We start from the raw sequence: 14754 nt of genomic DNA, 5'->3' as shown, positions 1-14754 counted from the left end.
GGTGTTTTTTTTATCTCTAGTGATGGGAAAAGATCAGGTGCGCTTGAAGTAGGCGAAGAGCTGGTCCTGGCTTAGAACCAGGATGGTCGGCCGTCCATGCGGGCAGTGGTGGGGATCCTCGCAGGCCAGCAGGTTCCGGTAGAGCTCGATGGCCTTTTCCGGTGCAAGCGGAGAATGGATCTTGATGGCGCTCCGGCAGGCAAGCGAAGCAATTGTCCGGGTATTTCTGTCCCCTTTCGATTCCCGGAGATAGGCTCGAATGAACTCAACCGATTCGCTCTTTGTCATTCCGATTGGATGGGCACGCAGGCTCAGGGTTCGATCCCCGAATATTTCGACTTCAAACCCCATTTCTGTCAGGTCGTCAGTGGCTTCCTTAACCATAGACCGTTCCTCAGGAAGGAGCTCAATGGTCACAGGAGGCAAAAGATGCTGCTTCCCTGTTTCTCCGTCTGCCATTCCCCGGAGCAACCGTTCATAGAGAATACGCTCATGGGCCGCGTGCTGATCGACCAGTTTCAGTTCATTTTCATGATCAAAGAGGAGAAAGGCATCGCGGAAGGATCCGATATACCGGAACGGAAGGTCCGGTGAAATAGAGTGTTGAAAGTGCTCTTTCAGCTCTTCCCCGAATCGGGTCATGGCGGAGCGAAAGCCGGGAGTGGAAGGGACTGAGGTGGATCGAGACGAAGGTATCCCATGGAATCCCGCCTTTGGCCCCTGAACCACCGGAATCGGGCCGGGTGCGGTAATCTGACCGACTTTTCCCTCTACGAACCGATCCATGAGAGTAAAAAGTGTCGCAGTATCCCGGAACCGGACTTCCAGCTTGGCCGGGTGGACGTTGAAATCAACTTCTTCCGCAGGAAGATCGAGAAAGAGCAGATAGACCGGCTGAGGGTGGTGGGGAAAGACCTTTTTGATCCGGGACAAAAGGGCTCCGGTAACGAAGCGGTCCCTCACATGACGCCGATTCACAAAGGCAAACTGGATGTGAGCTCCGTGGAACTGGGAATGCTCTCTCGCGGTAAAGAGGACGGCGGAGCAGGGGCCCTGGCTTGATTCCAGGGTGACGAGATCCTTGAACAGACTTTCCCCGTAAAGATCCGACATCCGGGTCTGGAGAGACTCCGCCGCAGGAAGATCCGCCGCAAGGTCGTTTCCATCGTAGACTTTGAATCCCAGTTGAGGGTTGGGCAGGGCGGCTCCCTGGATGATTCGCCACAAATGGCGGGTCTCCGTCGCGGGACTCCGAAGGAACTTTCTCCTGCCGGGTAAGTTAAAGAAGAGATCCCTGACGGTTACGGTGGTTCCCCGTTCACGATACGCGGGTTCGACACTCGTAATCCGGCCGCCGTCGATCTGAACTCGCGTCCCTTCTCCCGATCCGTCACTCGTCAGCAGCGTCATTCGAGACACGGAAGCGATGGAGGGAAGGGCTTCTCCACGAAAGCCCAGCGTTGCCAGCCGGAGCAGGTCATCAACCGAAGTAATTTTGCTTGTCGCGTGCCGTTCCAGGGCTAACAGAGCGTCTTCCCTGCCCATACCGGTCCCGTTATCTTCGACCTGGATCAGGGATCGCCCTCCCTGGCTGAATCGGATCGTAATGGAGGAGGCTTCCGCATCCGCGGCATTTTCCAGGACTTCTTTCAGGACCGAGGCAGGCCGTTCCACAACCTCCCCGGCTGCGATCTGATTGATGAGATGGTCAGGAAGTAGACGTATATTACCCATATCTACCCCTCTACCTCAGGAAATACTCCGGCGTCCGTTGGATTACGATTCCTCGCAATGGGCACGGGCCGCGGCCAGTAAAGCCACAGGAACCCGGTATGGAGAGCAGGAAACATAGTTTAACCCGACTTTATGGAAGAAATAGACCGAGTGCGGGTCTCCCCCATGCTCTCCACAGACACCGACCTTCAGATTTTCCCGGCCCTCCCTTCCTTTGGTGGTTCCCATTTCCACAAGCTGACCGACACCTTCCTGATCCAGAGAGGCGAAGGGATCCTGCAGGAGGATGCCCTTATCGAGGTAATCCGGAAGGAATTTATTGATGTCGTCCCGGGAGAATCCAAAGGTCATCTGCGTGAGGTCATTGGTTCCAAAGGAGAAAAACTCGGCTTTCCGCGCTATCTGGTCCGCAACGAGGCAGGCACGCGGGATTTCCATCATCGTACCCACCAGGTAGGCGACCTTTTCCTGCTCTTCATCCATAATCTGCGAAGCAACCGCACGGGTCATTTCCGCCATAACGTCAAATTCGTTGCGGATCCCGACCAGGGGAATCATAATCTCAGGGAGAACGGCTACGCCCTCTTTCTGGACCTTGCAGGCCGCGCGGATGATGGCCCGGACCTGCATGGCGTAGATCTCGGGGAAGGTGACGCCCAGACGGCATCCCCGATGCCCCAGCATCGGGTTCATTTCCGCCAGCTGTTCCACCTTGGCTTCCACTTCTTCCGCCTTTACCTTCATCTCTTTGGCCACCTTGGCCACGATTTCAGGTTCATGGGGCAGAAATTCGTGCAATGGCGGATCCAGGAGACGAATCGTCACGGGGAGACCGTCCATGGCCTTGAAAATCCCTATAAAATCCTCTTCCTGCATCGGTTCAATCTTGGCGAGCGCCTTTTCCCGGTCTTCGGTCGTCTCCGAAAGGATCATTTCACGGACAGCCTGAATTCGGTCTTCGGCAAAAAACATGTGCTCTGTTCTGCAAAGACCAATTCCTTCGGCTCCCAGCCTGCGGGCCACGTCGGAGTCGTAGGGCGTATCGGCATTGGTCCGAACGTTAAGCCGCCGGTTGTCTTTCACCCACTCCATGAAGGTCTTGTAGTACTGATAAAGAGGTGCATCTTCTTCTTTAAGCGTTCCGTGAACCAGAACCTGAAGGATTTCGCTCGGCTTTGTTTTGATATTTCCCTTGAGGATCTCACCCGTAGTGCCGTCGATGGAGATGGAATCTCCCTCTTTCAGGGTAATACCCTTAATTTTGGCTACTCTTTTCTCTTCGTCAACATCCATTTCTCCAAACCCGACAACGCAGGGTTTCCCCATTCCCCGGGCAACAACGGCCGCGTGTGAGGTCATGCCGCCCCGTGAAGTCAGGATTCCGCGAGCCGCATTCATCCCCGCAATATCCTCGGGTGATGTCTCGGTGCGTACGAGGATGACCTGCTCCTTCTTTGCCGCCATTTCCACGGCTTTCTCCGCCGTAAAGACAATCTTCCCGGCAGCAGCTCCCGGGCCGGCGTTCAATCCCTTCCCGAGCAGCCTTCCCTCCGTAAGGGCCTTTTCCTTTTCATCGAGATCAAATACGGGGGAGAGAAGATGAACCAGAATGGCCGGATCCACCTGCCTTATCGCATCCTTCGGCTCAATCAGTGATTCATTGACCATGTCGACGGCAATTTTGATCGCAGCCTGCCCTGTCCGCTTCCCGTGGCGGGTCTGCAGGATATAGAGCTTTTTGTGTTCGATGGTAAACTCGAGGTCTTCCATGTTCTTGTAGTGGGATTCGAGCTTGTGCCGCACGTTTTCAAGCTGCTTGTACACCTGCGGCATTGAATCGTTCAGTTCCACCATCGGCTTGGGAGTCCGGATACCGGCAACCACATCTTCACCCTGGGCATTGATCAGAAACTCGCCGTAGAATTCGTTCTCCCCCGAGGCCGGGTTGCGCGTAAAGGCGACACCGGTTGCGCTTTCGTTCCCTGTGTTTCCAAAGACCATGACCTGGACATTCACGGCCGTGCCAAGGTGATCGGGGATCTGATGCAGTCGGCGATATTCAACGGCCCGTTTGTTGTTCCAGGACTTAAAGACTGCGGTGATGGCCCCCCAGAGCTGACGCTCCGGATCCATAGGGAAATGCTCTCCGGTTTCCTTTTTCACGAGATCAAGGTAACGGTTCGCAACTCTCTTGAGAGAATCGGCCGGAAGATCCGCATCGCTTTCGACACCCGCTTTTTCGCGGGCTTCTTCCAGAATGATTTCAAACTTTGCATGAGGAACTCCAAGCACCACGTCTCCATACATCTGGATGAACCGGCGATAGCAATCCCATGCAAATCGTTCATTTCCGGACTGGATGATCAATCCACGCACGGTGTCGGTATTCAGCCCCAGATTTAGAATCGTGTCCATCATTCCGGGCATGGAAAAAGCAGAACCCGATCGAACCGATACGAGCAGCGGGTTTTCCGGATCACCGAAGCCCTTCCCCTGTAGCTTTTCCAGCTTGGAAAGCGCCTTGTCCACTTCCTGAGGCAGTGAAGTGGGATAGGATCCATGGTGTTCATTAAAATAGGTGCAGACCGCCGTGGATATTGTGAATCCGGGAGGAACGGGAATCCCGATATTGGTCATTTCCGCCAGGTTTGCTCCCTTGCCTCCCAGAACCATTTTCATGCCTGCGTGGCCGTCCGCCTTGCCACCTCCGAAAAAATAGACGTGATCGGACATGAAGACCTCCTTATGTGGACCGATATTGAGCTTTTTCTACCTGAAGGTTAGAAAATTGCGCGATTTTCAGAAATTCTCGATAGAGATGACCCAGAAGAGCCAAACGGTTTGTCTGGAGACTCTTATCCTCGGTCATTACCATCACCTTGTCAAAGAAAACATCCAAAGGATTGCTGAGAGATTCCATGACACGAAGTGCTCCGGTATAGTTTCTCTCGTTGAGGTACTTCAAATACGATTCCTTGGCCTGGATAAAGGCCGCGTAGAGGTTTTTTTCCTCATCCTCCACCAGGCGGCCGGCGTCAATATCTGACGGGACCCGATCACCCAGTATATTACGCAATCGCTTAAAGGCCAGAATGAATTTCAGGAAATCTTGCTGATCCCTGAACTCATGGATGCTGGTCAGACGCGCAAGGGCGTCCACGGGATGGGAGGCACGGACTTCCAGCACCGAGCGGATCTCGTCCTCGGAGAACCCCTTTTGTCCCATCAGATAGGCCTGTCGCTCTTCCATGAAGGACCGCAGTTCCCTGTGTACTTCATCGCTTACGGAAATTGATGTCTCCAGAAGCTGGAGCGATCGCGCGAAAACAAGGTCGAGGTCAATATCATACGCGAACTTCATTAAAATCTGGATCAAACCGTTCCCAATGCGTCTGAGGCCGAAGGGATCCCGGGAGCCCGTGGGTATCTCCCCTGCGGCAAAGAGCGAGGCCAGGGTATCCATACGGTCGGCCAGGGCCACGATGGCTCCTACCGGACCATCGGGGAGGGCATCTTCCGGGAAACGGGGCATGTAATGCTGGTAGATCGCCTTCCACACCCGTTCATCGACACCTTCATCCCGCGTGTAAATTCCTCCGATGATGCCCTGCAGCTCGGGGAACTCTCCTACCATCTGTGTGGCAAGGTCAGCCTTGCACAGGCGGGCCGCCTGCAGAATGAGGGGAACAAGATCTCCCTGACCTACCTGATGAGCAAGAAATTCTGAAAGTTCCTGGATCCGCCCGGTTTTCTGAAGGTAGTTCCCCACTCGATCATGAAACGAAAGGGCCTTCAGACCTTCCACACGATCGACCATGGGCAACTTCCGATCCTCGTGGAAAAAGAATCCGGCATCTTCCAGGCGGGCCTGGATCACCCATTCCTGCCCCTGGCGCACGACTCCCTCATGATCTTCCCTGCGATCCATGACCGCCAGAAAAACCGGTATAGCCTTTCCTTCCGGATTTCGCAGAAGTATCGCTTTCTGATGGTGGCGCAGGGTCTGTTCCAGAATTTCAACCGGGAGCGTAAAAAGATCTTCTTTCAGTGATCCCCGGACCTGCCCCGGATACTCCACCATGGAAGCCCATTCCTCGAGAAGCGGATCCCCTTCCGGCGGTTGGGCTCCTGCTGAGGAGGCGTGGTTCCGAACCTGGTCCAGAAATGATTTCATTCGGTCTTCATGAAATACAAGCACATCTGCTCCCTGAAGAACAGACGGGTAATCCGAAGCTGATTCGATCGAAAGCGGAAGTGATGACTTCTGGCGATGAGAGACAGTGGAACGGGTCGATTCCTTATTCATGAATTGAAGGGGAATCACCTCTCTATCCAGGAGGGCCAGGATACCGTGAACCGGCCTTACAAAAGGTCCGACCCCCGCTCCCCAGCGCATTTCTCTCGGGAATCGAAGTCCTGACAGAGCCCGGGTCAGAATGTCGGGCAGGAGCGCAGATGTCATCTTCCCGGTGGACCGGCAACGGATTCCCGCGTACAGTCCCCTGTCTGTTTCGACCTTTTCCAGCTCGCTCACATCGATATGGCGGGACCGGGCAAATCCTTCTGCCGCCCTCGTCGGTGTACCGTCTTCACCGAACGCCTGATCCCACGGAGGACCCGTAACGAGTTCCTCCCGATCCTCCTGACGATCCGAGAGACCCTCGATCATGACTCCCAGTCGACGGGAGGTGGAAATGGCCCGAATTCTCTCATAATGGATTGAAAATTCCGAAAGCTGCCGTGCGATCGAATCGCTCAGATTCTTCGATGCAGGGGTCACGACCCCTGCAGGCATCTCCTCCAGGAGGAGTTCAAGAACCAGTGTCTGCGTTGTCACGGTCCAGATACCTGTGGGCGCACTGCACGGCAAGGTTTCGGATTCGTCCTATGGCGGAGGCACGCTGTGTAACCGATATGACCCCCCGCGCATCCAGGACATTAAAAAGATGCGACATTTTCAACACGCCTTCATAGGCCGGATAGAGAAGCTCTTCGCTTAAACAGGCTTCACACTCCCTTTCCCAGAATGAAAACTGATGCCACAGCTCTTCCACATCGGCAGTGTCAAAATAGTAGGCACTCATTTCCCGCTCTTCCCATAACCGGACATCCCGATAGGCAACGGTATCATTGTAAGGGATGTCATAGATGGACTGGCTCTTGGTCAGGTACATGGTGATCCGTTCCAGGCCATAGGTCAGTTCCACGGAAATGGGGTTCAATTCCACACCGCCTGATTGCTGAAAATAGGTAAACTGGCTGATTTCCATTCCATCGAGCATAACCTGCCAACCAACCCCCCATGCTCCCAGTGTCGGGGCTTCCCAGTTGTCTTCTTCAAAACGGATATCATGACGTTTTAAATCGATTCCGATCTGCTCCAGACTCCCCAGGTAGAGATCCTGAACGTTCTCGGGAGAGGGCTTCAGGATCACCTGGTACTGAAGGTGCTTGTAGAGACGGAAGGGGTTGTCGCCATATCTTCCATCGGCAGGTCGGCGCGAGGGCTGAGTGTACGCAACTCTCCATGGCGCTGGTTTCAATACCCTGAAAAAGGTTTCAGGATGCATGGTTCCCGCCCCTACTTCCAGGTCGTAGGGCTGGACAATAAGGCATCCCTGGCGGCTCCAGTAGGCCTGGAGACCGTTCACGATATCCTGCAGATTCATGGAGAAAAGAGTTTATCACACGTTGAGAGGAAACGGTAGGTTTTTAGTTCAGACCCCAGGTAGTGACTTCTGCATCCCGCCAGGATCCGGTCCATATCTCGAAGGGTGCTCCCGGATTGCGGAAGAGCTATGCTGTCAATGGGAGCATGCAGCATCGTTGTCACCAGATCCAGGACATCGGGGCTTACGGGAAAAGAGTTGGGATCCGCGCAGGAAGAACAAAGAAACGCCATCTTTTCAAAATCGATCGCAGCGGTAGCCCTGCCGCAACTCGTGCAAAGTTGTATGGAAGGAAAGACTCCGGCAATCACAAGCATCCACAGGGCACTGTAAAGAACCGTAATCCCTTCATGATTTCCGCCGCGTAACCCGGAAAGGACGTGGCCCAGCAACCTGAATCCCCTTTCCGAAGCCAGTCCTTCATGGAAAAAACGATCAGAAAGTTCGGTAAGAAAAGGAAGAACCATTGGACAGGAAAGCCTGGAAGCCAGAGGCATGGAGGAGTGCTGAACCTCCATGTCCCGGATCTGGATCAGATCTCGACCCTCCGATTCGTAAAACGTCAGAGTGACTTCGTTCAGAGTTGTTACCGCACTGGCCAGGCGGCTCCTCCTCCCCCTCGCACCCCGCGCTACGCCCCTTCTTTTCCCGGAGAATCGGGTGAACAATACAACAATGAGATCCTTTTCCCCTATGGGATAGGTCGCCAGGATAATGGCCTGATCCCGAACGAGACCCACTTATCCCCTGCCAAGCATGAAATGGCAGAGTGAGGCCACGGTAAAGACACCATATTCCAGCCCTGCGATCGGCCTCGTTTCGACTACATCGGCCCCGACGATATTACGATGTTCAAAAAGGTGGCCGAGCGCTGTAATCGACTGCCGAAACGAGATTCCTCCAGGCTGAGGCGTTCCCGTAGTGGGAATTTCTGAGGGATCGACGGCATCTACATCGAAGGATATATAGACATTCGGGGGAACCTGATCCAGAAACTCAATAACACGGCTTGTATCATCCATTTCCCAGGCATGAAGCACGGGTATCGAGCGCTCCAGGATCAGGTCCTTTTCTTCCTGGGAATAGGCTCTCAATCCAAGAGAATAAATGGGAACATGATCGAGTACCCTGCGCATGGCACAGGCATGGGAGAGGCTGGATCCTTCATAGGCGTCCCGAAGATCGGCATGAGCGTCAAAGTGAACGACGGCAAGGTCGGGATAATACTTTTTGTAGGCCGGTACGATCGGAATCGTGATGGAGTGCTCTCCTCCAAGAGCCAGGATCTTTTTTCCCTTTTCCAGCCAGAACTCTACGCGTTTCCCCACCTCTATCAATGACCCGGAAAATTCCCATGTATCGTCTGTATAAAATCCATGGTCCCGTATTGCCTCACGGCCGGCCATGGTGTCAAAATCCTCCAGTTGCGCACTGGATTCGATGATGGCCTCCGGCCCACGGGCGGTTCCCTTGAGGTAGCTGGTGGTCGCTTCAAAGGGAACAGGCAGGATTACCCACTGGAACGTTTCGAAAGAAATCTCGGGAAGAAATTGCATCGAGCACCCCCGTTTGTTTCAGCCAGTATATCAACTCGTTCCGTACCCGGCAATGGATTGAAAGCCATCTCACTGTGCTATACTGGCCCGAGTGTTCAGGATGTGCGCACATGAAATTCTCAACCCGCGGTTAAAGTACAATGGACCCTGAGTCTGATTCAGGAATCTTCCATCTGCCGGAGGAAGCACGTTCGTTTCTGGACAGTGCGAACGATGCCATTTTTATCGCCGACGACAGGGGCGTGATCGTAGAAATCAACCACCGGTCTGAGGAACTGCTCGGACTGCCCCGGGACCAGATCCTGGGAAAGCATCAGTCAGAACTGCACCCGCCCGAAGATCGGGAGCGCTACAGAAAGATTTTCCAGGATCATAAGGCTTTAGGGAAAGCGATATCCGAGCCGCTGGAAGTGGTTCATTCCAGCGGAAAGCGCATCCCGGTCGAAATCAGCGCAAAAAATCTCGTAATTGAGGGAAAGACCCATGTTCTGGGACTTTTTCGAGACATTAGCGAGAGGATCGCGGTCATCCGGGAGCTGGAACACCAGCGCGACCTGGCTCAGAAGTATTTTGATGTCGCAAACGTAATCCTTCTAATTCTGAATCCACAGGCACAAATTGTCCATATCAACAGGAAGGGTGCTGAAATTCTTGGCTATTCCGTCTCTGAAATTGTGGGAAAGAACTGGTTTGACTCCTTTATTCCCTCCCGGATGGCGGGAGAGCTGAAGGGAGTATTTGAATCCCTGATCCACGGGCAGGTCCAGGCCTTCACTGAATACGCCAACCCGGTCCGGACCAGGAAGGGGGATGAGCGGCTGATCGAATGGCGCAACACCTACCTCCGGGATGAGAACGGGTTCATCACGCACACCCTCTCATCGGGTGAGGATGTGACCGAGAGAGTTCATGCGGAAGAATCCCTGAGGGAAGCGAGAGATTTTCTCCAGGCGATTTACGATGCATCCCCCGACATGATCTTTATCCACGGAGCGGATGGACGCCTGATCGACGTCAATGCCAACGTCCTGAAGGCGTATCAATGTTCTAAGGATGCAATCCTTCAGAACGATCCCGAACAGTTCATGGGAGACGGGTGCACAAAGGAGCAGGCCTTTCAATATGTCAAACGAGCCCTGGACGGGGAATCCGTCGATGTGGAATGGATGGCAAAAAGAGCCGACGGTACGCAGTTTCCCGTGGAAGTCCGCCTCCGGAGAATCGGAGAAGTTCTGCGCACGGGAAAAAATGAACCCATTGCCGTCGCTCTTGTAAGAAACCTTGAAGAACTTCGCAGGGCCGAAAAGAAGGTAAAAGAGAGCGAGGCGCGGTTTAGAGCCATCACCGAAACCGCGCGAGACTCCATCTTCATAAAGGACATGGACCGCAGGTACACCTTTGTCAATCCTTCCATGGCCCGTCTCTTTGGAGTCTCCCAGAGAGAGCTTCTGGGCAAGTGTCCTGAAGATCTCTTTCCTCCGGAAGCGGCCACCATTATTCGGGAAGTCGATAATGCGGCTTTCAGCGGAGAGATCGTCGATGAAATTCGAGAACTGACCATTGGTGGAAAAATCCACTATTTTCATACCGTACAGGTCCCTCTGGAGATGGAAGGGGACAGGGTTCACTCCATCTGCGGAATTGTACGTGATATCACGGAGTCGAAGCAGGCGGAAGAAAAAATTCGGGAATCGGAGGAACACTACCGGACTCTCCTTCAAAACATCCAAGATGGTGTCTTTCTAATCCAGGACAACATTTTCAAATACGTCAACGAAGCTTTCGCCCGCATGGTCGGAATGAGTTCCAATGACCTGCTTTCCCTCCCCTTCGACTCCATCATCGCCCCGGAGGACCACGACTGGGTAGTGGATCGGTACACAAAACGCCAGGCTGGAGAGGACGTTCCGGATGAATACGAATTCAGGCTTCTCCACCGGAATGGTTCCCGCGTCCATGTTTTCATGCACGTCGGTCTGTTGAATTACAAAGGCAGCGTGGCCAGCCTGGGAACCCTGAAAGACATCACGGATCAGAAGCGGTCAGAACAGAGGCTGAAGGAATCGGAAGAACATTACCGCACTCTGGTGGAGCACATCCACGACGGCGTTTTTCTCCTTCAGGGGCAAAAGATGATCTTCGCCAACGAGGCCTTTGCCGAAATGCTGGGCTACACCCACCCCGAGTTTATGGCCGTGTCGTACGAAGACATCCTCGCGCCCGAAGACAAGGAGATGGTGCTGGACCGATATGCACGAAGGCAGGCAGGGGAAAGCATTCCCTCTGAATATGACATCCGCCTCATTCACAAAGAGGGCCATCGTCTTTACTGTCACATCACAGCAGGATTAATCCAGTACATGGGCGCCCCTGCCACCCTTGGAACGATTCGAGATACGACCCGGGAAAGAAAGACACAGGCTCAACTGCGCATGCTTTCCAGTGCCGTGGAGCAAAGTGGCAGTATTATCATTATTACCAATCCAGAAGGGGCGATCGAGTACGTAAACGAGCGTTTCGTCCAGGTGACCGGCTGGCCGCGAGAAGAGGCAATCGGGAAGACACCGGATATTCTTCAATCCGACTATCACGATCCGCAGGTACATGAGAACCTTTGGAGAACGGTGAAAGCAGGTGACGTCTGGTCTGGAGAACTTGTGAATCGGAAAAAGACCGGTGAACTATTCTGGGTCCACCTCACCGTTTCTCCTCTGAAAGATGATGACGGCGCGATCACGCACATGATCGGGATCGAAGATGACATTACGGAAAAGAAGCTCTCGGAGGAACGAATCCGTGAATCGGAGGAACGATTCCGAAGCCTCTATGAAAACGCCCTCATCGGGATCTATCGGACTTCGCCTGACGGAAAGGTATTGATGGCGAATCCTGCGCTGGTTTCCATGCTGGGTTATTCATCGTTTGAGGACCTCTCTTCCATCGATGTCCGAGAATCGGGATACAAAGATGCATGCACCAGAAAAGAATTTCTGGAAGTCATCCATGCTTCAGGAACGATTCAGGGGTTTGAGGCGGAGTGGAAAAGGAAAGATGGTTCCTCTCTCTTTGTCAGGGAAAATTCGACTGTCGTTCGGAACGACGCCGGAGAAGTACTGTACTACGATGGAACCGTGGAAGATATTACATCGATCGTCAAATCCCAGCGTGCAGTGATCGAAAGTGAAGTACGTTATCGGACGCTCATCGAACAGGCTTCCGATGCCATCTACATTGTCAGTGACGATGCCCGAATTCTCCAGGTCAACCAGGCTGCATGCAATATGACAGGGTATTCAAAGGAAGAATTAATCGGAAAATTGTACACTGAACTGATTCCAGAGCGAGATCTGAAACGCCTTCCCCTTCAGATACCGTCTTTACGGGAAAAGCGTGCGGTCCTTCTTGAGCGGACATTCAAAAGAAAAGATGGAACGGAATTCCCCGTGGAAATCTCCGCAGTCCGTCTACCCGATGGAACCTTACAGGGAATCGGCCGCGACATCACGGATCGAAAAAGGGCGGAGAGCATTATTCGCGACAGTGATCACCGTCTTCGAACCCAGAACAGGGTTCTGCTGGATCTGACGAAAAGCGCCGAGCTTTCCCATGGCGATCTCCCTGCTTTCATCCGTCAGGTTACCCGGAAAGCCGCAGAGACCCTTGATGTCGAGCGCGTCAGTGTATGGATGTTCTCGGGCGACGGAAAACAATTAGACTGTATTGACCTCTATTCGCGAAGCGATGATTTTCACGATTCCGGTATCCAGCTCGCCGTCGCGGATTTCCCGGTCTATTTTAAATCGATCCGGGAATCCCGCACGATAGCCACCGACGACGTGCTCACCGATCCCCGAACGCGAGAATTTGCAAATGGCTACCTGAAACCAAACCACATTTCCTCCATGATCGATGCCCAGATCCGTATCGGCGGAGAAGTGATCGGGATCCTCTGTCATGAACATATTGGCCCAAGAAGAGCGTGGGAATTTGATGAGGAACTCTTCGCGGCATCGATGGCCGACCTTGTTTCCCTTGCGGTAGAATCTTCAAACCGGAAAAAATCTGAAACGGCTCTTCAGGAAAGTGAACTCCGCTATGCACTGGCTGCAAAAGGCGCCAACGACGGCCTCTGGGATTGGGATTTAAAGCATGACACGGTTTATTATTCACCCCGGTGGAAATCGATGCTTGGATTTGCGGAGGAAGAGATAAGCAGCAAACCTGGAGAATGGCTGGAACGGATTCATGAGGATGACAGGCTGGAAGTGGAAAGTGCTTTTCAGGCTCACCTGGCTGGCCTCGAGCCCCATTTTGAAAGAGAATTCCGAATCGTCCATCGGGATGGTACCTACCGCTGGGTTCTTGCCAGGGGCATGGCCGTGCGGGATGAGGAAAACCGTCCCATACGAATGGCGGGGTCCCAGACCGACATCACCGATCGGAAGAGAGCAGAGGAGCAGCTTCTCCATGACGCGTTTCACGATGCACTGACCCTTCTTCCCAACCGTGCACTTTTCACCGACCGTCTCGGTCAGGCGATCGAGCGCACCCGTCGCAGTGAAGAAACCACATTTGCTGTTCTGCACATCGATCTGGATCGATTCAAGGTGATAAACGAAAGCCTGGGGCACCTCATCGGAGATCGTCTGTTGATACGAACCGGAGAATTAATCCGCGGCAGCCTCCTTCCCGGAGACACGGTTGCAAGGCTCGGAGGAGACGAGTTCGCCATCCTGGTCGAGGATGTTGAAGATCCTTCCGAGGTTACGCGTCTGGCAGATCGGATCCTGACCTCTTTCCAGTCTCCCATCACGATTGGCGAACATGAAATCTACACCTCAGCCTGTATCGGAATTTCCTTCAGTCATATCGCTCACAGCCGCCCGGAGCTCTATCTCCGGGATGCCGAATCAGCCATGTACAAGGCAAAAGTTCTGGGCAGAGGCTCCTACGCCATCTTTGAAGCCGGCATGCATGCCCGGGCCGTATCCATCCTCAAGCTTGAGAACGAGCTCCGATCCGCGTTAAACCGGAAGGAATTCAACCTTCATTACCAACCGATTATTAACCTGGATCTGTCCAAAGTTCACGGTTTTGAAGCCCTCATACGATGGAAGCATCCGGAGCGGGGATTGATGACACCTGATGACTTCCTTACGATCGCAACCGATGCCGGCTATATGGCGGAGATTGATCGGTGGGTCATTGGAGAAACATGCCGGCAACTTTCGGAATGGAAATCCCTCACGAAGGAAAGCGCAGATCTGTCCTGCACCGTTAACCTCTCCAACCACATTCTCTACCAGCCTGACCTTCCCGAATTCATCGGTGAAACCCTCCGCATATGCAACCTTTCTCCCGACTCTCTTGGCCTGGAGATCACCGAAGGTATGATCATGGAACGGGTAGAAGATGTCACATCCACCCTGTTTCAGCTGAAGGCACTGGGAGTCAAGCTCCTGGTGGATGATTTTGGCACTGGATATTCATCCTTGAGTTACCTGCATCAGTTTCCTCTGGATTTTCTGAAAATTGATCGATCTTTCATTATGAAGATGAAGTCTCCCAAAGACCGTTCGGAAATCGTATCTACTATTATTTCGCTGGGCCATCACCTGAATATGAAGGTCATGGGAGAGGGCGTCGAGATGGCCGAGCAGATCCGTGCGCTAAAAGATCTGGGATGCAACTATGCCCAGGGGTACCATATTTCACGTCCCCTGACGGCCAGAGATGCTGCTGATTTCGTGAAGCAATTTGACATTTCCACTATTCTCTTCGACTAAATTATTTCC

General features: G+C 53.3%; 7 protein-coding genes. 1 reads left to right on the top strand and 6 read right to left on the bottom strand.

Going from position 1 to position 14754, the window contains the following annotated elements; genetic code table 11:
• Positions 1 to 33 precede the first annotated feature (33 nt).
• The 6 genes from mutL to speB are packed head-to-tail and all read right to left on the bottom strand — an operon-like array spanning position 34 to position 8959.
• A complete protein-coding gene (gene mutL / locus PLD04_03790; protein ID HXK67440.1) occupies positions 34 to 1734 on the bottom strand; it encodes a DNA mismatch repair endonuclease MutL in 1701 nt (566 codons plus the stop codon).
• A gap of 42 nt (positions 1735 to 1776) precedes the next feature.
• Positions 1777 to 4467: a pyruvate, phosphate dikinase gene (ppdK, locus tag PLD04_03785; protein HXK67439.1), complete on the bottom strand. Its 2691-nt coding sequence runs from the start codon at positions 4465 to 4467 to the stop codon at positions 1777 to 1779.
• Positions 4468 to 4477: 10 nt separating this feature from the next.
• Entirely contained in the window at positions 4478 to 6571 is a 2094-nt protein-coding gene (gene glyS, locus PLD04_03780) for a glycine--tRNA ligase subunit beta (GenBank protein ID HXK67438.1), read from the bottom strand.
• Positions 6546 to 7403, bottom strand: a complete 858-nt coding sequence (locus PLD04_03775) for a glycine--tRNA ligase subunit alpha (GenBank protein ID HXK67437.1) — start codon at positions 7401 to 7403, stop codon at positions 6546 to 6548. The genes glyS and PLD04_03775 overlap by 26 nt, the downstream gene beginning before the upstream one ends.
• Complete coding sequence (gene recO, locus PLD04_03770) at positions 7400 to 8143, bottom strand: DNA repair protein RecO (GenBank protein HXK67436.1); 744 nt, start codon at positions 8141 to 8143, stop codon at positions 7400 to 7402. Before recO ends, PLD04_03775 begins: the two co-directional genes overlap by 4 nt.
• On the bottom strand, positions 8144 to 8959 hold the full coding sequence (speB, locus tag PLD04_03765; GenBank protein HXK67435.1) for an agmatinase: 816 nt from the start codon (positions 8957 to 8959) through the stop codon (positions 8144 to 8146). It lies immediately after the preceding gene.
• Positions 8960 to 9099: 140 nt separating this feature from the next.
• On the opposite strand from speB, the gene PLD04_03760 reads away from it, so the two are divergent.
• On the top strand, positions 9100 to 14745 hold the full coding sequence (locus PLD04_03760) for a PAS domain S-box protein (protein ID HXK67434.1): 5646 nt from the start codon (positions 9100 to 9102) through the stop codon (positions 14743 to 14745).
• Positions 14746 to 14754: the final 9 nt, after the last annotated feature.

The organism is Thermoanaerobaculia bacterium, assembly GCA_035593605.1.
In the GTDB taxonomy this organism is placed as follows: Bacteria; Acidobacteriota; Thermoanaerobaculia; order UBA2201; family DAOSWS01; genus DAOSWS01.
This window is presented reverse-complemented; position numbering and strand designations above follow the sequence as displayed.